Genomic DNA, 18,754 nt, shown 5'->3' with positions numbered 1-18,754 from the left:
CTGCTCGGGTCTGAAGTTTCCGGGATCTGGTCGGAAGGTCCCCTCAGGCGCGGCACCCCGGCCGCATCGGCGCAGGGTCGCTCACGCCCAAGGGCGTGTAAGTCGCAGAATCGGGAGGGCGCGCGCAATCATGCCTGGACCGATAATCGATTGGCTGACCTGCGTCCAGTCCATGCGCCCCCATTCCATGCGCCCCCAGTCCATGCGCCCTTGAAATGGCGTCCCACTATCCCAACACAGTAGAGAAGTGCCAGTACCGGTGCTAATACCGGTGTTACAACCACGTTCGATTCCAGAACAGGAGCCACGCATGGCCAGCAAGCCCACCGACACCCTTGAGCCGCCGATCACGCTCGAGGCGCCGCAGCCGGTGGCCAGCATTGCGCCGGCGAGGGCCGCCGGTCTGGTGCCGCTGAAGCCCGAGCAGATGAGCCAGCTCGATGCCAAGGTCGATGCCTTCATCGATGCGCTGGTGGCCGAGGATGCCGCCAGCCCCGAATTCGGCAAGAAGGTCGATGCGCTGACCAATTTGGGCGCCAAGGAGATTGCCGAGGCAGCCGGCCAGTCCAACCGCTTCCTCGATCGGCCGACGCGCGCCATCGACAAGGATACCGGCATCGGCGCCGACCTGACCGCACTTCGCCGCACGATCGAGGACCTTGATCCGGGCGGCAAGGGGGACCTGACCACGCGCAAGAAGCTGTTCGGGCTCATCCCCTTCGGCGGCGACCGGCTGCGAGGCTATTTCGATGGCTACAAGTCGGCGCAGACCAACATCCAGGCGATCCTTGGCCGTCTCAAGGACGGCAAGGACGAGCTGCTGATGGACAATGCCGCGATCGACCAGGAACGCGCCAAGCTGTGGGAGGCGATGGGGCGGCTGGAGCAGATGGTGCATGTGTCGAAGACGCTCGATGCGCGGCTCGAGGAAAAGTCGAACGAGCTCGATTATTCCGACCCGGCCAAGGCCAAGGTGCTGCGCGAGAGCGCGCTTTTCCAGACGCGGCAGCGCACGCAGGACCTGCTGACCCAGCTTGCGGTGAGCGTGCAGGGCTGTCTGGCGCTCGACCTCGTGAAGAAGAACAACATCGAGCTGATGAAGGGCGTGGACCGTGCCGGCACCACCACCGTGGCGGCACTGCGCACTGCGGTGACGGTGGCCGAGGCGATGAGCAACCAGAAGCTGGTGCTCGAGCAGATCACCAGCCTCAATGCGACGACGGCGGGGATCATCGACAAGACCGGCGAGCTGCTGAAATCGAACACGGCGCGCATCCATGAGCAGGCGGCTTCGAGCACGATTCCGCTCGAGACGCTGCAGCGCGCGTTCCAGAACATCTACCAGACGATGGATGCGATCGACACGTTCAAGCTCAAGGCGCTCGATTCGATGAAAACGACGGTCAACTCGCTCTCGACCGAAGTCGACAAGAGCCGCGCCTATATTGCTCGCGCCGAGGGCCAGGCGCAGGCGCGCGTGAGCGGGCCGAGCACTGGCGGGAGCGCCGCCGAGCTGCCGTTCGAAGCGCTGAACTGATGGCCGACCCCGACATCATCCTTTCGCGCAACGCTGACCGGCTCGACCGGCTGGCGCGCGGCGAGGCGGCGCAGCGGGCGCGGAGCCGGAACCGTGCGCGGACTCAGGCGAGCTTTGCGCGCCGCTTCCGCCGGGCGCTGATCATCGCTTCGGTGCTGATCCTGGCACCGATCCTTTACGGGCTGGTGATCGGCCCCATCGGCACGACGGCGCTGGTGCTGCTGGTGCTGTTCGGCGCGATGGCGATCATGGCGGGATTCATTTGGGATGGGTCGGCGCCGAGCGCGCAGAAGCTCGATGCTGCCACGATCGATGTGCTGCCCACGGTCACCGATGCATGGCTGCATGCCAAGCGCCGTGAATTGCCTGCGGCGGCCGGGCCGAAGATCGATGCGATCAGCGCGCATCTCGCGACACTCGAGGACCAGCTTCGCAACCAGACCGCGCCCAATGACGTGACGCAGGACATCGACCGGCTGCTCAAGAAGCATCTTCCCGAGCTGATCGAGCGCTACACCAAGGTGCCGCAGGCGCAGCGCACGGCGGACCCGAGCCTTGGCGCGACGCTGGTCTCCAGCCTGACGGTGGTCGAGCGCGAGTTGCACCGGGCGTCGCTCAAGCTCGCCGAAGGGGACCGGGATGCCGTGATCATCCAGGGTCGCTTCATGGAGGAACGCTATGGCGAGGGGGAAGGCCCCCTGCGCTGAGCGACCGTCAGTTGGACGGCGCTGCTTCGGCTTCGGTGTCGGCTTCGGCCTCGGCTGCGGCTTCCGGGTCGGCTGCAGCGTCCGCCGCGGTGGCGGGCGCCGCAAGGTCGGCGAGCGGCGTCGGGGGCGCTTCACCCACGTAAATGTCGCCCGGATCGGCGGGGCGGGGGGTTGCACCTTCGTTCTTGGCGGCCAGATCGGCCTCGGCCTCCGCCTTGGTCTGCCCGCAGGCTGTTACACCGAGTGCCAGCACCGCGATGGTTGCGATCGAAATTCCGCGCATCATTCTCTCCCCGGATTTTCTCCAACCAACCGCAAAAGCCGGTTGGCGTCAACGGTTGGCGAACACCCGTTGCAGAACATGATCATAAACTTCGGCCAGCGCCTCGATGTCGGCGGTGGCGGCGTGCTCGTCGATCTTGTGCATCGACTGGCCAGGCAGGCCGAATTCGACCACCGGGCAGAGCCGGCGAATGAAGCGCGCATCCGAAGTGCCGCCCGAGGTCGAAAGCTCGGGGGTGGTGCCGGTGACCGCCGTGACCGCATCGGCGACGAGGGATGACAGCGCGCCGGGCGCGGTGAGGAACGCCTCGCCCGAGATGCGCACGTCGATATCGCTGTTCGGCGCGTGGCGCGCCACCACCTCGCGAAGCCAGGCTTCGAGGGCGGCACCGGTGTGGAGATCGTTGAAGCGGATGTTGAGGCGCGCGCGCGCAAGGGCGGGAATGACGTTGGTGGCGGGGTTGCCGACGCCAAGATCGGTGACTTCGAGGTTGCTCGGCTGGAACCAGTCGGTGCCGGTGTCGAGCTCGCGCGCCTTGAGCTCGGCAAGGGCGGTGATGAGGCCGGTGATCGGGTTCATGGCGCGGTGCGGATAGGCGACATGGCCCTGGGCGCCGCGAACGGTGATCCAGGCGTTGAGTGAGCCGCGGCGGCCGATCTTGATCATGTCGCCCAGCGTTTGCAACGAGGTAGGCTCGCCCACGAGGCAGGCATCGGGCACGAGATCATGGGCTTCAAGCCATTCGAGCAGCGGCCTGGTGCCGTGCTCTGCCGGGCCTTCCTCGTCACCGGTGATGATGAAGCTGAGCCGGCCGTTGGCACCGCGGGCGACGTGGCGGCGTGCGGCTTCGACCATGGCAGCAATCGCGCTCTTCATGTCGGCCGCACCCCGGCCGACCAGCTGGCCATCGGCAATCATGCCGGCAAAGGGATCGACGCTCCAGCCGGTACGGTCCCCGGTGGGGACAACATCGGTGTGGCCGGCGAAGGCGAAATGCGGCGTGCCCTCGCCGATGACGGCGACGAGATTGTCGACCGGGCCATCGGGCGGGCCGCCGAAGCGCAGGTGGTGGATGGTGAAGCCGAGGCCGGCGAGTGCTGCGGCCAGCACATCCTGCGCGCCGGCATCATCCGGGGTGATGCTCGGGCAACGGACCAGCGCCTGGGCCAACGCCAGTACCGGCGCCAATACCGGCGCCAGAACGTCAGCCATTCGCAAGGTTGTTCATATAGTCGGTGATGCGCCGGGCGTTGACGCCGACATCGCCCTTGCCGACGCGCGACTTGGAGCGGACATCGATGCGGGTGCCCTGCCCTTCGGGCGTCAGGCGGATGACGATATCGTCCTTGAAGCCCCACCAGGGCACGGTGTCGGTGGCTTCGATGCGGCCGGTGATCGAATCGGTGGCGACGATCTCCCAGCCCATCGCGCGGGCGGCCTTTTCGGCTTGGAAAAAGGCCTCCGAAGGGGTGACGGCGAGGGTGACGGGGCGCACCAGCGGGTAGGCGGCGGCCTGCAGGGGGGCGATCGCGGGATCATAGGTGACCGGATTGGTGCCGGGTCCACGCAGCTCAGGCGTGATGGCGAAGAACTCGGGCGGGTTGCCGGTGTCGGTGGTGATGTCGTGGATGGGGGGCACGCCGCGCGCCTCGGCGATGAGCGACATGGGGATGAGAAAGCCGATCAGGCCGACCACAAGGGCTGTCATCACCAGCGGGCTGCGATGGCGGCGGACAAGCGCCACCAGCATCGCCACGGCACCGACGCCGCAGACCAGGGCACCGACCGCGAAGCCGAGCAGGGCGGCTTGCCAGGGCAGGATTCCCGATTTGATGCCGGGGCCGGCGATGAGCACGAGGAAGGCGGCGAACAGCGTGAGCAGCGCCAGGTTGCGGGGCCAGCGGACGGGCGTCATGCGGGGATGCCTCCTTCGACAAGGTAGCGTGCGAGCGGCCAGGTCTCGGCGCGGGCTTCCGCCTGCCATTCCTGCATCCAGGGGTGCGCCAGCATGGCTTCGAGATAGGTGCGGCTGCGATCCGACAGCGGCAGGCCGTAATGCGCGAAGCGATAGACGACGGGGGCGTACATGACGTCGGCGGCGGAGAAATGGCCGAACAGATAGGGCTCGTCGAGGTCTTCCCCGAAGCGGGTGCGGGCTTCATCCCACAGGCTGTCGATGCGCGCGGCATCGGCGAGGACGTCTGGCGAGGCGGCGAAATCGGGGAAGCGCAGCTTGAGGTTCATCGGGCAGCCGCTGCGCAAGCCCAAGAAGCCGGCGTGCATCTCGGCGGACATGGCATAGGCGAGCTTGCGGGCGTGGAGATCGCGCGGCCAGAAGCGGTCGTGGCCGCCCTTGTCGGCGAGCCACATCACGATGGCCATGCTGTCCCACACCGGCTCGCCGCCATCCCAGAGCACGGGCACCTTGCCCGAGGGGATTTCGCCCTTTGCGGCACCAGAATCCCATTCGGGCGTGTCCATGGGCACCAATGTGCAGCTGAACGGCAGGCCCGAGAGTTTTGCCGCGAGCCAGCCGCGCAGCGACCAGCTCGAATAGGCGCGATTGGCGATGATGAGCTTCATGCCGCTTCTCCTGCCTGCACAACCGCAGCGCGCAACTCGGGGATCCCGAAGCCTGTTTCGGCACTGGTCGCAAGCACCTGCGGATAGGCGGCGGCCTGGGTGCGCGCTGCCGCTTCGGTTTCGGCGAGCACCTTGGCAAGCTCGGTGGGCTTGATCTTGTCCCCCTTGGTGAGCACCAGCTGGTAGCTGACTGCCGCCTTGTCGAGGATGTCCATCACTTCCTTGTCGACCGGCTTCACGCCATGGCGCGAATCGATGAGGACGAGGACGCGCTTGAGCACGGCGCGACCGCGCAGATAATCGAAGACCAGCGCCTGCCAGCGGGCGACGATATCCTTCGGCGCCTTGGCGAAGCCGTAGCCGGGCATGTCGATGAGGCGGAAGACCAGCGGCTCGCCGACTTCGAAGACGTTCAATTCCTGCGTGCGGCCCGGCGTGGTGGAGGCGCGGGCCAGCCCCTGCCGGCCGGTGAGCGCGTTGAGGAGCGAGGATTTGCCGACATTGGAGCGACCGGCGAAGGCGATCTCGGAGCATTTGGGCGCGGGCAGGAACTCGAGTGCTGGAGCCGACAGCATGAAGCTGACCGGGCCGGCGAAGCGGCGGCGCGCCTCCTCGATGGGATCGGGCTCGTACCTCATTTGGCCTTGGGCCGGGGCTTGTTGCCGTTCGCTGCCGGGCGGTTGCGCGGTGGCTTGGGGGCAACGGCCACCTGAGCGGCGGGTGCCGCAGCTTCGGGCGGCGTGGCGGGCATCGGATATTTGCGCAGCATATAGGCCTGCTGGCCGATGGTGAGGATGTTGTTGACGGTCCAGTAGAGCTGCAGGCCGGCCGCGAACGGTGCCATGATGAACATGAACATCCACGGCAGGATAGCGAACACCTGCTTCTGCACGGGATCGAGCGGGGCAGGATTGAGGCGCTGCTGCAGCCACATGGTGATGCCGAGCAGGATGGGCAGCACGCCCAATGCAATGATGGCGGGCGGCTGCCAGGGGATGAGCCCGAACAGGTTGAGCGGGGTGAGCGGATCGGGGGCCGACAGATCCTTGATCCACAACACGAAGGGCTGGTGGCGCATTTCGGTGGACACGAGCAGCGTCTTGTAGAGCGCGTAGAAGATGGGGATCTGCACGACCAGCGGCAGGCAGCCGGCGAGCGGATTGACCTTCTCGGTCTTGTAGAGCGCCATCATCTCCTGCTGGAGCCTTGGCTTGTCGTCCTTGTAGCGCTCCTGCAGCGCCTTCATGCGCGGGGCGACGATGCGCATCTTCGCCATGCTCTCGAACTGCTTGTTGGCGATGGGGAAGAGCAGCAGCCGCACAAGGATGGTGAGGCCGATGATGGCCAGCCCGAAATTGCCGGTGAACTTGAACAGCCAGGCGAGCACATAGAAGATCGGCTGGGCGATGACTTCGAACCAGCCCCAGCTGACCGCGCGATCGAGTCGGGGGATGCCGAATTCGTCGCGATACTGGTCGAGCAGCTCGACTTCCTTGGCGCCCGCGAAGAGGCGCTGGACGGTTTCGCTGCTGCCGCCGGCGGGCACTGCGAGCGGGCTGCCGAGATAATCGACCTGATAGAGGTTGTTCGGGGCAGCGATGAAATTGGCCTTGAGATCGCGCGTCTGGTCGGGGACGAGCGCTGCCAGCCAGTATTTTTCGGTCATGCCGAGCCAGCCGCCCTTGGAGGTGAAGCTCTGGTTGCCGTCTTCACGCAGCGAATCATAGTCGAGGCCGCTGTCCTTCAGCGTGCCGCCGAGGACGCCCAAGGGGCCGACGTGGAGATTGAAGGCATTTTCCTCCACGCCCTTGCCGAGGCGGGAGACAAGGCCCCAGGGCTGGACGACCGCCGCCGCAGCTGTCGGGTTGCGGACGCGCTGGCGGACAGTGAACAGGAAATCCCTGTCGACGGCGAGCAGTTGCTCGAACACCAGGCCGTTGGGGCTGGTCCAGCTGAGCGTGACGGGGGTGGTGGGGGTGAGGCGGGTGCTGCTCGCGGCCCATAAGGCATTGACCGGCGGTGCGCCGGGGCCGCTCCAGCCGAACTGGGCGAAATAGGCATCGGCGGCACCGCTGGGGCTGAACAGGCGGGTGGCAGGCGCCTGCGGCTCGAGCGACTGGCGATAGGTGATGAGCTCGAGATCATCGAAGCGGGCACCGCGCAGGTTGACCGAGCCGCGCAGACGCGGGGTTTCGATGGCGAGGCGCGGGGCGGCGCCAAGGGCTTCGGCGCGGCGGGCGGCAGGCAGCGGTGCCGCGGTCGCCACGGCGGCGGGCGCCGAGCCGGCTGCTGCCGGAACGCCGGGAGCGGCTTCGGGAGCGGCTGTGGTCGCTACCGGGGCGGCGGCCTGCGGGAAATAGCGCTCGCTCACCAGCGTCCAGCCGATCAGCACAATGGCTGACAGCAGGACGGCAAGGATCATGTTGCGATTTTCCTGGGTCACGCGCGTCTTTCGGAAGTCTGGAACAGGTCGGGTTGCGGGCGCTATAGCCGCGATATGCTTGCGGTCATAGCCATTCAGGGCACCGGGTCATAGCCCGAACCGCCCCAGGGATGGCAGCGGCCGATGCGTCGCACCGCGAGCCACAGGCCCTTCAAGGGCCCGTGGCGCGCGATGGCGGTGATGGCATAGGCCGAGCAGCTGGGCGCAAAGCGGCAACTGGGCGGCAGCACGCGCGATGGCCCCCATTGCCAGAAGCGGATGGGGGCAATGAGCAGGCGCTTGATCATGCCCGCAGCCGCGCGCAGGCCTTGGCGAGATCGGCCTGCATGTCGGTGAAATCGCGGGTGAGGCCGGCGTTGCGGCCGATGAGGACATGATCGGCGCCGGCATGGCCATGATCGGCAAGGCCGAGGCGGACGACTTCGCGCAGGCGGCGCTTCAGGCGGCTGCGCACGACGGAATTGCCGACCTTTTTGGTGACGGTATAGCCGGCGCGCATTGGCGCATCGGGCTCGCGGGCCCGGATGAGCAGGATGAAACCGGGCGTGACGAAGCGCTTGCCGCGATTGGCAGCGAGAAAATCAGCGCGCTTGGCGATTGTCGGCGGTGGGGAGGCCATCGCCGCGGATCATCGGCTCAGGCAGAGAGCTTCTTGCGGCCCTGTGCACGACGGTTGCGGATGACGTTCCGGCCACCGACGGTTGCCATGCGGGCGCGGAAGCCGTGGCGGCGGGCGCGGACGAGCTTCGAGGGCTGATAAGTGCGCTTCATGTCAAAATCCGGTAGCTGGGCGCCGTTACGACACCAAATTGAGCGGCAGCGCATAGAGCAAAGCCGGCGACAGAGTCAAGAAAGGCTTGTTTACGCGTCGTCGCGCACTTGGCAAAGGGGCTGGATGACCATTTCCCCGCTCGCCACGCCCTTCCCTTCCCTTCCCGCCATCGGCGGCGTGCGCATCGGCACCGCCACTGCCGGCTACAAGCCCTGGACGCGCGCCGATGTGCTGCTGATCAAATTTGCCGAAGGCACCGCGGTGGCGGGGGTGACGACGCGGTCGCGCTGCCCGTCGCCCGAGGTGGAGCTGTGCCGGGAGCGGTTGCCGCAGGGGCGGGCGCGGGGGCTGGTGGTCAATGCCGGCAACAGCAATGCCTTTACGGGGGCGGCCGGGCGCGCGGCCGCACTGGCGCAGGGCGAGGCGGCGGCGGCACTGCTCGGCTGTGCGACGGATGCGATCTTCCAGGCGTCGACGGGAGTGATCGGGGTGCCGCTGCCCCGGGACAAGGCAGTGGCGGGGGTGACGGCGGCGCATGCGGCACTCGGGGCTGGCGATTTCGCCGGTGCGACGGCTGCCATCGGCACCACCGACACCTTCCCCAAGGCGGCGCACGCGAGCGCGCTTGTGGGTGGGGTGCGGGTCGAGCTCGTCGGCATCATCAAGGGCTCGGGGATGATCGCACCCGACATGGCGACGATGCTGGGCTTCATCTTCACCGATGCCGCAGTGGAGCCGGGGTTTCTGCGGGCCATTCTCGCTGCCGCCAATGCGCGCAGCTTCTCGTGCATCACGGTGGATGGCGACACGTCGACGTCGGACACGGTGCTGGCGTTCGCCACAGGTGCTGCGGGGGCGCCGTGCATCACGGGGTGGGACTCAGCCGGCGCCGATGCCTTTGCCGCTGCACTCGAAGACCTGTGCGGGCAGCTTGCACGGCTGGTGGTGCGCGACGGCGAGGGTGCGACGAAGCTCATCGAGGTCCGCGTCGCGGGCGCAGTCGACGATGCCTCGGCGCACCGCGTGGCGATGAGCATCGCCAACTCGCCGCTGGTGAAGACGGCAATTGCCGGGGGCGACGCCAATTGGGGGCGCGTGGTGATGGCGGTGGGCAAGGCGGGCGAGCCGGCCGAGCGCGACCGGCTGGCGATCAGCTTCGGCACCACGCGCGTGGCGGAAGCAGGCGCGGTGGTGCCGGGCTATGACGAGGCGCCGGTGGCGGCGCATCTGGCAGGCAGCGAGGTGGCGATCGGCGTCGACCTGGGAATGGGCACGGGGCGGGCGCGGGTGTGGACCTGCGACCTGACGCATGGCTACATCAGCATCAACGCCGATTACCGGAGCTGAGGGTCAAGCTCAGCCGAGCGCGCCTTCAAGCCAGCTCTTGAGCTGGCCCTTGGGGGCGGCACCCACCTTGGTCGCGACGGGGGCGCCGTCCTTGAACAGGATCATCGTCGGGATACCGCGCACATTGTAGCGGCTGGGGGCATCGGGATTGTCGTCGATGTTGATCTTGACGATCTCGACGCCGTCCATCTCGTTGCTCAGCTCTTCGAGGATGGGGCCGATCTGGCGGCAGGGGCCGCACCATTCGGCCCAGAAATCGACCAGCACGGGCTTGGTCGCGCTGATGACATCGGTGTGGAACGAAGCGTCGGTGACGGGACGGGTCATGGGAATGGTCCTCGGGTGCGGCCGGCCGGAGCGCCGGCTCAATCTGGACCCAAGATAGGAGTGTGCGCGGAGGAGTTCAACGCAATCGTAACGAACGGCAGCAGTGCCGGGGCTGCATGGGCGATGAGCAGTGCTGCGGGCAGGGTGATGAGCTTCGGGCCTGCGGTGTAGAGCAGCGCGGCCTCGATGCGGCGGCCGGGGAAGACGGCGCCGAGAGCTGCCACATAGCCGGCCATTTGCGCCACATGCGGCGGCGGCACCGCGGCGGCATCGGCGGGGACACGGCGGCCGGTCTTGTAATCGATGATCGTCACCTTTTGATCGGTCACCAGCAGCCGATCGACCTGGCCGGCGATGACCGTCTCGCCGAGCCGTGCGGCCACCGGGGCTTCGACGAGCGATTCGCCGCCGAACACCGTGGCGAAGGCGGGATCATCGAGCACCGCCAGCACGGTATCGACAAGTTCGGCCGCGTCGGCGCCGGGGTGGAGGGTGGCGGCCCAGGCTTCCCCGAGCGCGCGGCGGCGACCCTTTGCGACGCCGGGGAGGCGCTCGAACAGTGCGTGGAGGGCGGACCCGCGCCGGGCGGCGGCCGCGGCGGCGGGGCCGGCGGGGGGGGCTGCGAGCGTGTCCGGTGCCAGTGCGGAGGGGCTGAGCGGTCGCGGCGGGCGGGCCTCCTCGGGGGCGGGCCTGCGCACCCAGTCCGGGATGGGGAGCAGCGTGGCGTCGGGGCGCAGCTCGGAGGGTGCATCGGCGGCGGGGGTGCCTTGCCGCCAGGCGATGACGTCGCTGCCATGGAAGCGATCGGCCTCGGTGCCGGCGCCGAGGGTGGCGAGGGCGGCTTGCACCTGCAGGTACCAGCTGTCCTCGGGCAGGCCCTTTTTCGGCAGTGCGCCGGCGACATAGAGGAGGGTTTCGGCGCGGGTGAGCGCCACATAGAGCAACCGCCAATGCTCCTGCGTCGCCTCGGCCGCTTTTGCATCGCAAGCGACTGCGAGGGGGCCGGTGAGGCCCCTGGTGCTGCCGGGCTCGATGGGGAGCTGGCGGCCATCGAAGTCCATCAGCAGCCCGGAATCGGGCTTGCGCATGCCATGGGTGGTATCGGCGAGGATGACGAGCGGCGCCTGCAGGCCCTTGGCGCCATGCACGGTCATCAGCCGCACATCGCCGTGGGGAGCATCGGGATCGCGCTTGATCTCGATGTCCTCGCTTTCGACCCAGGCGAGAAAGCCTTGCAGCGACGGGGCTTCGAGCATTTCGAAGGCCAGCGCCTGATCGAGCATGGTGTCGATGGCATCGAGCGCTTCGCTGCCGAGGCGGGCGAGCAGCTTTGCGCGGCCTTGCAGCGGGCCGGACAGGATGCGTTCGAGAAATTCGTACGGTGCTGCATAGTCGGCGAAGGCGAGGCAGGCTTCGAGCCAGCTGCGGGCGGTTATGATCGCTGGATCGGTGCTGGCGCGCATCGCGGACCACAGGCTGCCGGGGGAACCGGCGCCGGGGCGGGCGAACGCCAGCGCGTGGAGCTGGTCGTGGGTGAGGCCGAGGAAGGGGGAGACGCAGAGGCAGGCCAGCGTCAGGTCATCCTCGGGGAGGAGCACGAAGCGGATGAGCGCCAGCATGTCGGCCACGGCGAGCGGCTCGGCGAGCTTGAGCCGGTCGACGCCCGCCACCGGCACGCCGTGGCTGTGCAGCGCCGCAACCAGCGCGGCGGAAAAGGCGGTGCGGCGGCGGACGAGGACCATGATGTCCTGCGGGGCGACGGGCTTCCCGTTGTGGGGAAGGCGCAGCGGATCGGCGGGATCGAGCCAGCGGGCGATGGTTTGGGCGAGCGCCTGGGCATGGTCGATCTCGCGCTGGCCGGGGCGCTCGCCCTCTTCCTCGGGTTCGTCGTCGTCGCTGTCTTCGGCGTCGTTCTCGCCGGTGGGGGGGAGAAGCACGACGGCGCCGGCGGCGGGGGCGCGGTGCGGCAGATGGGGGGGCACGCCGTCGGGATCGAGCGCATCGGCGGGCAGGATCGCGGCGACGGCATCGACGACATCGAGCACGGCGGCGACCGAGCGGAAGTTGGTGGCGAGCGGCACGACTTCCAGCGGCGTGCCGGCATCATCGGCAAGCTGCTCGAAATGCTGGCGCTGGTCGCGATAGACGCGCGGATCGGAGCCCTGGAAGCCGAAGATCGCCTGTTTGTAGTCGCCGACCACGAACAGCCGTCGACCCGGCCCGCGCGCACCTGCCCCGGCAAAGAATTCGGCGGCCAGCGCATCGACGATCTGCCACTGCGCCGCGTTGGTGTCCTGCGCTTCATCGACGAGGAGGTGATCGATGCGGGCGTCGAGCTTGTAGCGCACCCAGTCTGCGGCACCGGGGGCGGTGAGCAGGCGGCGGGCGGCGCTGATCATGTCCTCATAATCGATGACGCCGGCGCGCGCCTTGGCGGCGATCCAGTCGGCGGCGAGCCGGCGGGCGACGCGCAGCTGACGGGCGGCATTGGCGACGGCGGCGTGGAGGCGCTGGCGGGCGTCGATGGCGCAGGCGGCCTCGGCCATGGCGGCGAAATGGTCCTTGAGGCCGGGCTCGGCCTTCTCCTGTGCGGCGACCACGGCCACCTTGCGCGGCTCGCCCTTGCCGGTGAGATATAGCGCACAGAGCTTTTCGGCGCTGCCGGGATCGGCGAGCCATGCTGCGGCCTTGCCACCGCAATCGGCGGCTGTGCTGTTGGCGAAGCGGCGCCACGATGCGAGCAGGCGCTCGGTGCCGGCGTTGAGGCCGTGCTGCGCCACCATTGTGGCCAGATCGGCGGCGGCGTCGATGTCGGTCGGCAGGCCGAAGCCGCGGCGGAGCATGGGCTCCAGCGCGACATTGCGAAGGGCGGCGAGCGCTTCTGCGTGGCGGCCGAGGCTGGCGAGGATGGCGGTGAGGCGCCCTTCCCCGCCCTGGCGGCTGAGCATGGCGACATCGGCCAGGAAATCGGTGTCGGCATCGGCGTCGGCGGTTTCGATGGCACTGCGCAGCAGATCGCGGCGCAGCGCCAGTCCGGCGCGATCATCGAGGGTCTGGAAGCCAGGTGCCACCCCGGCCTCGACCGGGAAGCTGGCGATGAGCGACTGCGAAAAGGCGTGGATCGTCTGCACCGCGAGGCCCTGCGGGCTGTCGAGCAGCTGCGCGAACAGCCGCCGCGCGCGCAGGCGGGTGGGCTCGTCGGTCGGTTCGCCGAGGGCGGCCAGATCGGCGGCGAGGGCAGCTTCATCGGCGCGCGCCCAGAAGCCGAGGCGCTGCAGCACGCGCTCCTGCATCTCGGCGGCGGCGAGCTTGGTGAAGGTGATGCACAATATGGCACTGGCGGGCACGCCGGCGAGCAGCAGCCGCAGCACGCGCGCAACGAGAACCTGCGTCTTGCCGGTGCCCGCGGAGGCGGCGACCCAGGCATGGTGCTCCGGATCGGCGGCGCGGGCCTGGGTGGCGAGCAGCCTTGCCAGCGGGCGGGCGGCGGTCATGGGCGGCTGCCGCGCGGCCGATCGCGCCATTCGAGGACGCGGGCGAGATGGTTGTAATCGCCCCAGACAAGGGCGGGATGCACCTGCGAGCGGAAGGGGGCGGTGCCGCAGAGCAGCTGCGTGGTGAAATCGGTGACGGTCTCGTGGACGGTCTGCAGATGCCCGGGAATCGTCTCCGCCTGCCGCTTGCCGAGTGCGGCCTTGATCTCGCCGGGCTTGGCGAGGTTGCCGCCGAGCTTCCAGTATTCGAGCGCGTTGACGGTGGCATTGTCGGGGGTGCCTGCCGGCAGCCGCATGTCGCCACGCTCGAGCATCAGTGCCAGCAGCGGCAGCTGGTTGGCATAGCCGAGCTCGACATTCTCGACCTTGGGCACGCTGCCGGTCTTGTAGTCGATGATCGCATGAGCGCCCTGGGCATCGCGGTCGATCCGATCGGCCTTGCCGTTGATCTGCACGCCGTTGCCGAGCGTCAGCGCGCCGCGGGTCTCGGCGCCCACCGGCACGCGGCCGGCGGCGACGGCTTCGAGCAGCGCCGTGCCGGCCCATTCGATCGCGGCGCGGGCGCGGGGGCCCCACAGGGCGCGGAGGAGCGGGAAATCGCGGCCCTCGCGCTGCAGCATGGCTTCGGTGAGGCGGGCGAGGCTGGCGAGATCGGGGTGTCCGTCCTTGACCCAGATTTCAAGGACTTCGTGGATGACTTCGCCGCGGAACGCTGCACCCGGATCGTCGTCGAGCGGATCGAGAGGTCGCAGTCGCAGCATCTTCGACGCGTAGAGCGCGAAGGGATCGGCGATCAGCGTATCGACTTCGGTGACGCTGAGCGTGCGCGGGCGGTCGGCGGCCGGCGGGGCCGGGGCCGGCCGGGGAATGCGGACCGGCGGCAGCCCGGTGTCGAGACTGCGCGCCAGCCGCAGCAGCAGGTCGTCGCGCAGAAGGGCGTCCGGCCCGACGCCCAGCCGGGCCGCCAGCGCATCGAGGCGGAGCAGCAGCCGCGAAGCGCGCATCGGGCCGCCGGCATCGCGCCGCGCGCGGGTGATGAGCACCTGCGGCGCCCCCAGCGCGCGGACGAAATCCTGGGCGGCCAGCCCCATGGCGCGCGCCGCCCCGGGCAGGCCGAGGGCGGCGCGGATGGCGGGGGCGAGCCAGGGATCGGGGCTTGGCTGGGCGGGCCATACACCTTCGTTGAGGCCGGCGAGGATCATCAGGTCGGCGCGGGCGAGCTGGGCTTCGACGGGGCCGAGGATGGAGAGGCGGGGGTGGCCGCCCCAGCCCGGCCGCACCGCGACGTCGGCGAGCAGCGCGTCGACGAGGGCGGGGGCTTCGGCAATGTCCATCGTCCCGAACAGCGCGCCTTCGGCGATGAGTGCTTCGATGCGGGCGGCGAGGGCGCGGCCATCGGTGCCGGACCAAAGGCGCTCGCCGGTGAGGGCTTCGCCCATCCGGCGCAGCGTTTCGGCCAAAGCGTCGAGCCGGATTTCGCGCGCGTTGCCAAGGGCTTCGAGGGGGGCGAGCAGGGCTGCCACATCGTCCCACCAGTCCGCCAGCGTGGCGTCGCGGCCGGCGCTGCGCGGATCGTGGAGCCAATAATCTATTTGTGCGCCGATGCCTTCGAGGCCAGGGGCGGGGCGCACGCCGCGCAGCGCCAGATCGAGCTGGCGGACACGGCGGAGCCAGGCGGGGCGGGCTTCGGATTCGGGGGAGACCAGCGGGTGCTTGAGAAGCGCGAGCAGCCGCACCGGATCGAACTGCCCGGCCATGGCGGCCACCATCGCCAGTGCCAGCGCGCCCGGCGGGGTGCGGGGGAGCGGGGTGCCGGCGCTGTCGTCGACGGCGATTCCCCAGCGGCGGCAATGGGCTGCGACGCGGCGGGCGAGCGCGCGGTCGGGGGTGACCAGGGCGGCGGTGGCGCCGGGCGTTTCGAGGCTGCGGCGAAGTGCGAGGGCAACGACCTGCGCTTCCTCGGCGGCGGTGGCGGCTTCGACGACACGCACATTTTCAAAGGCTTGGGCGGCGAATGGCGCTGATTCGGTGTCGAGCCAGCCTTCGCCGGCTTGCGCCGGGGCCATTGCGGCCATGACCAACGGGGTGCGGGTGGCGGGGCCATCGGGGCCGGCGGCATGGCCCCACTCGGCGACATCCTCGCGGGTCCGGCGGAGGCGGGCGAGGAGGAGCTTGAAGGCGTGCTGCGGATGCGCCTCGGAGTCGCGCGCCAGCGGGGGATCTTCCTCGGCTTCGGCGCAAATGATTGCATCGAAACGGGAATTTCCGGCGGAGGACAGGTCGGTGTCGAGGCCGGGGAGGACGACCTGGCCGTTCGGGAGATCGAGAACGGCCTTGAGGAGGCGCGCCAAGGCGGGAGTGCCGCTGACGATTCCGGCTGCAATCACAGGGGTTTGCGGCGGTGCGCCGTGCCAGCGGGCGATGAGGGCAGCGATGGCGGCGGCGAGCCTTGTGCCGCCGTCGCTGGCGCCCATGCGATCGCGGACGGGGGGCCAATGGGTGATGATGACTTCGAGGAAACGCAGCGTTTCATCCCAATGGCTTGCAAGCTCCTTGTCGGCGATTGCATCGCGCAGGGCGGTGGGCGACACTTCCTCCGCGAGCATGGCATCGAGGCTGTTGCCGAGAGCATCGCCGAGCCTGAGGGCCTCGATGGCGCTGCGCCCGGTGTCGCCTGCGGGGAGTGCTCGGACGAGGCGGGCGAGTTCCAGACGGCGGACAAGGGGATCCACAGGGGGTGCCAGGGGTATGTCGCCGGTCATCAGCCGGTCGAAATCGTCCTCGCCAAGGTCCCCGACGGGCACCATTCGGGGCAGCAGAAGGCCTGCAGTTTCTGCGCTGCCCAGTTGCCGGACGAAGGCCTGGGTGAGTGCCCGGACGGCGCGGCGGTTGGGGAGCAGCACCAGCATCCGCGCGCGGTCGAGCGGGTCGGCGGTGCGCGCCAGAAGTCCGGCGGCGAGCGCATCGACAAAGCCGACATGCGCCGGGATGTTGAAGAGATTATGCCGCCTAGAGGATGCCAAGCAGGGCCTCCGTGGCGCCGATGCTGGCGGGGGTGCCGACATGGAACCAGATGCCCTGATGGACGCTGCCGAAGAGGCGGCCGCTGGCGAGGGCCTTGTTCCAGGCGCGCCACATCGAGAAGGGTTCGACGGGTTCGCCCTCGAACAGGTGGCGGGCGATGATCTGGACGCCCGCGAAGACGAAGGGGGCGACGCGGACATCGCCGCGCGGGCGGAGCTTCCCCCAGGGGTCCATGTGGAAATCGCCGCGGCCATCATAGCCATGCGCGCGCGCCATGGGGACGAGGAGGAGCAGCGCGTCCATCTCTTGCGTGTTCCAGCGGCTGGCGAGGAGGCGGAGCGTGTCCTGACTGCCGTCGATCCACATGTTGTCGGCGTTGGCGACGAAGAAATGGTCGGCATCGAGGAGCGGGAGGGCCTTCACCACGCCGCCGCCGGTTTCGAGGAGCTGGGTGCGCTCGTCCGACTTGCGGATTTCGAGGGGGCCGGATCGGGAAGCGAGGGCGGCGTCGATCTGATCGGCGAAATAATGGGCGTTGACCACCGCAGTGCCGATGCCGGCGGCTTCGACACGGTCGAGCGCGCGGTCGAGCAAGGTGCGGCCGGCGACCTCGATGAGCGGCTTCGGCCGTGTGGCGGTGAGCGGGCGCATGCGCTTGCCGAGGCCCGCGGCGAGCACCATGGCGACGGGGGGCATGGTGACCTCGACGCGGGGGCGCATGCGCATGGGGGCGGCGGCACGGGTGCTCATGCAGGGACCTGGACGCCGTGGCGGGCGTGGGCGGGCACGTGGTGCGCAAACCAGTCCGCGACCGGGGCGAGCGCAGGCCGGGCGAGGCTTCGGGTGACGAGCTCCCACAGCCGGGGGTGGAAGCGGGGGTAGCTGGCCTTGCCGTCCCGCACGTAGAGCCTTGTGAACACGCCGAGAATCTTGATGTTGCGCTGGGCGCCGAGGACATCATAGGCGGTGCGGAAGGCGGCCTCGTCGATGTGCGGGCGGGCGGCGAGGTAGCGATCGAGCATCGCGGCTTCGAGCGCCGGGGAGACTTCGCGGCGGATATCCTGGAGCAGGCTGACGAGATCATAGGCCGGGTGGCCGGCGAGCGCGTCCTGATAATCGAGGAGGCCGAGGGACTGCAGGCCGGGGCGCGGCAGCATCATCAGGTTGTCGGCATGGTAATCACGCAACGTGAGCACCGGGGGGTGGGTGAAGATGTGCGGCCAGAGCTGTTCCCACGCCGTGTCGTAGCCGGGGGCTTCGGCCAGGCCGACGGCGGGGAGATACCAATCGGGGAAGAGCCGGGCTTCGCGCAGCAGCTCGGCGCGGGTGTATGGGGCGGAATCGCCGGGGGGGTGGGCATGGAGCGCGGCGAGGATGTCCACCGCGGTTTCATAGACCTGCACCTCGGGGGCGGGGTCCATGGCGAGGGCGGGGGTGACACGGGCATCGCCGAAATCCTCGAGCAGGACGAGGCCGGCGTCGAGATCGACCGCCAGCGGCTGGGGGGCGGAGAAGCCGAGTTGGTGGAGACGGGCGCCGATGGCGAGGAAGGGGCGCGAATCCTCGAGATGCTGCGGAGCGTCCATCAGCACGGCGGTGCGCTCGCCATGATGGATGCGGAAATAGCGGCGAAAGCTGGCATCGCCGGCGAGCGGTCGGATGTCGGCCCCCGCCCAGCCGTTGGCGGCGAGGAAGGCGGGCGCGGTTGCGGGGGGGATCATGAGTGCGGGAGAGGTGGCCACCGGCCCTTCCAAGCCGCAGGCAGGTTCCAAGTCAAGCGGCGCGGTGCATCGCCGGAGCCCGACAGGGTGAGCCGCAGCGCATCGGCGGGGAGCCGGTCCTCCAGCCGCTCGGGCCATTCGATGAGCAGGGCGGCATCGGTTTCGAACAGGCCGAGGGCATCGGCCTCGTCCGGCCCGTTCAGCCGGTAGAGATCGATATGCCACACCGGGGGGGTGACGTCATATTCCTGCACAAGGGTGAAGGTGGGGCTGGGGACTTCGCCTTCCCAGCCGAGTGCCCGAAGCATGCTGCGGACCAGCGTCGACTTGCCCGCTCCCAGCGCGCCGGACAGGGCGACGACATCACCGGCGCGCAGCACGGCGGCCATCGCAGCACCAAGGGCTGCGGTTGCCGCTTCATCGGGAAGGTCGATTGCCATGGGAGGCTTGAGCCTCGGCGCGGGGGCGGGGTCAAGACCTGTCTGACGGAACCAAAAGCCGGAGCGGGGGTTGCGG

General features: G+C 69.1%; 18 protein-coding genes. 3 read left to right on the top strand and 15 right to left on the bottom strand.

Annotated features, from left to right (window positions below):
* Positions 1-310 precede the first annotated feature (310 nt).
* Both FHS79_RS11905 and FHS79_RS11900 read left to right on the top strand, forming a co-directional pair.
* Positions 311-1,537: a toxic anion resistance protein gene (locus FHS79_RS11905; RefSeq protein WP_184200150.1), complete on the top strand. Its 1,227-nt coding sequence runs from the start codon at positions 311-313 to the stop codon at positions 1,535-1,537.
* Positions 1,537-2,244 (top strand): hypothetical protein, encoded by a 708-nt coding sequence (locus tag FHS79_RS11900; RefSeq protein WP_184200147.1) that lies wholly within the window; start codon positions 1,537-1,539, stop codon positions 2,242-2,244. Before FHS79_RS11905 ends, FHS79_RS11900 begins: the two co-directional genes overlap by 1 nt.
* A 7-nt stretch (positions 2,245-2,251) precedes the next feature.
* On the opposite strand, the gene FHS79_RS11895 is transcribed toward FHS79_RS11900, so the two are convergent.
* The 9 genes from FHS79_RS11895 to rpmH all read right to left on the bottom strand — a co-directional run bounded on the left by FHS79_RS11895 (position 2,252) and on the right by rpmH (position 8,324).
* Positions 2,252-2,527, bottom strand: a complete 276-nt coding sequence (locus FHS79_RS11895) for a hypothetical protein (protein WP_184200144.1) — start codon at positions 2,525-2,527, stop codon at positions 2,252-2,254.
* 48 nt (positions 2,528-2,575) lie between these two features.
* The gene (dapE, locus tag FHS79_RS11890; protein WP_184200141.1) at positions 2,576-3,739 is read right to left on the bottom strand and encodes a succinyl-diaminopimelate desuccinylase; all 1,164 of its coding nucleotides are present in this window, start codon (positions 3,737-3,739) and stop codon (positions 2,576-2,578) included.
* A complete protein-coding gene (locus FHS79_RS11885; RefSeq protein WP_184200138.1) occupies positions 3,732-4,442 on the bottom strand; it encodes a DUF1499 domain-containing protein in 711 nt (236 codons plus the stop codon). Before FHS79_RS11885 ends, dapE begins: the two co-directional genes overlap by 8 nt.
* Positions 4,439-5,110, bottom strand: coding sequence for a glutathione S-transferase (locus FHS79_RS11880; RefSeq protein WP_184200135.1), 672 nt, complete (start codon positions 5,108-5,110; stop codon positions 4,439-4,441). Before FHS79_RS11880 ends, FHS79_RS11885 begins: the two co-directional genes overlap by 4 nt.
* On the bottom strand, positions 5,107-5,748 hold the full coding sequence (gene yihA / locus FHS79_RS11875; protein WP_184200132.1) for a ribosome biogenesis GTP-binding protein YihA/YsxC: 642 nt from the start codon (positions 5,746-5,748) through the stop codon (positions 5,107-5,109). The genes FHS79_RS11880 and yihA overlap by 4 nt, the downstream gene beginning before the upstream one ends.
* The gene (yidC, locus tag FHS79_RS11870; protein ID WP_184200129.1) at positions 5,745-7,532 is read right to left on the bottom strand and encodes a membrane protein insertase YidC; all 1,788 of its coding nucleotides are present in this window, start codon (positions 7,530-7,532) and stop codon (positions 5,745-5,747) included. Before yidC ends, yihA begins: the two co-directional genes overlap by 4 nt.
* Before the next feature lie 95 nt (positions 7,533-7,627).
* Entirely contained in the window at positions 7,628-7,840 is a 213-nt protein-coding gene (gene yidD, locus FHS79_RS11865; RefSeq protein WP_184200126.1) for a membrane protein insertion efficiency factor YidD, read from the bottom strand.
* Positions 7,837-8,172, bottom strand: coding sequence for a ribonuclease P protein component (rnpA, locus tag FHS79_RS11860; RefSeq protein ID WP_184200123.1), 336 nt, complete (start codon positions 8,170-8,172; stop codon positions 7,837-7,839). The genes yidD and rnpA overlap by 4 nt, the downstream gene beginning before the upstream one ends.
* Positions 8,173-8,189: 17 nt before the next feature.
* Positions 8,190-8,324, bottom strand: a complete 135-nt coding sequence (gene rpmH / locus FHS79_RS11855; protein ID WP_152577135.1) for a 50S ribosomal protein L34 — start codon at positions 8,322-8,324, stop codon at positions 8,190-8,192.
* 124 nt (positions 8,325-8,448) lie between these two features.
* On the opposite strand from rpmH, the gene argJ reads away from it, so the two are divergent.
* Complete coding sequence (argJ, locus tag FHS79_RS11850) at positions 8,449-9,672, top strand: bifunctional glutamate N-acetyltransferase/amino-acid acetyltransferase ArgJ (RefSeq protein WP_184200120.1); 1,224 nt, start codon at positions 8,449-8,451, stop codon at positions 9,670-9,672.
* Positions 9,673-9,681: 9 nt separating this feature from the next.
* On the opposite strand, the gene trxA is transcribed toward argJ, so the two are convergent.
* The 6 genes from trxA to tsaE are packed head-to-tail and all read right to left on the bottom strand — an operon-like array spanning position 9,682 to position 18,678.
* Positions 9,682-9,999, bottom strand: a complete 318-nt coding sequence (trxA, locus tag FHS79_RS11845; RefSeq protein WP_184200117.1) for a thioredoxin — start codon at positions 9,997-9,999, stop codon at positions 9,682-9,684.
* Between the two features lie 38 nt (positions 10,000-10,037).
* Positions 10,038-13,493: a double-strand break repair helicase AddA gene (addA, locus tag FHS79_RS11840; RefSeq protein WP_184200114.1), complete on the bottom strand. Its 3,456-nt coding sequence runs from the start codon at positions 13,491-13,493 to the stop codon at positions 10,038-10,040.
* A complete protein-coding gene (addB, locus tag FHS79_RS11835; protein WP_184200111.1) occupies positions 13,490-16,516 on the bottom strand; it encodes a double-strand break repair protein AddB in 3,027 nt (1,008 codons plus the stop codon). Before addB ends, addA begins: the two co-directional genes overlap by 4 nt.
* Positions 16,503-17,267 carry a nucleotidyltransferase family protein gene (locus FHS79_RS11830; RefSeq protein WP_207792330.1) on the bottom strand — a complete coding sequence of 255 codons (765 nt, stop codon included), beginning with the start codon at positions 17,265-17,267 and terminating at the stop codon, positions 16,503-16,505. The genes addB and FHS79_RS11830 overlap by 14 nt, the downstream gene beginning before the upstream one ends.
* A complete protein-coding gene (locus FHS79_RS11825; protein WP_184200108.1) occupies positions 17,264-18,238 on the bottom strand; it encodes an aminoglycoside phosphotransferase family protein in 975 nt (324 codons plus the stop codon). Before FHS79_RS11825 ends, FHS79_RS11830 begins: the two co-directional genes overlap by 4 nt.
* Positions 18,235-18,678: a tRNA (adenosine(37)-N6)-threonylcarbamoyltransferase complex ATPase subunit type 1 TsaE gene (gene tsaE, locus FHS79_RS11820; RefSeq protein WP_184200105.1), complete on the bottom strand. Its 444-nt coding sequence runs from the start codon at positions 18,676-18,678 to the stop codon at positions 18,235-18,237. Before tsaE ends, FHS79_RS11825 begins: the two co-directional genes overlap by 4 nt.
* Positions 18,679-18,754 lie beyond the last annotated feature (76 nt).

Origin of the sequence: Polymorphobacter multimanifer, assembly GCF_014205635.1 — a bacterium.
Classification (GTDB): domain Bacteria; phylum Pseudomonadota; class Alphaproteobacteria; order Sphingomonadales; family Sphingomonadaceae; genus Sandarakinorhabdus; species Sandarakinorhabdus multimanifer.
Note: the sequence above shows the minus strand (reverse complement) of the source record. Positions and strands in the feature narration are given on the sequence as shown.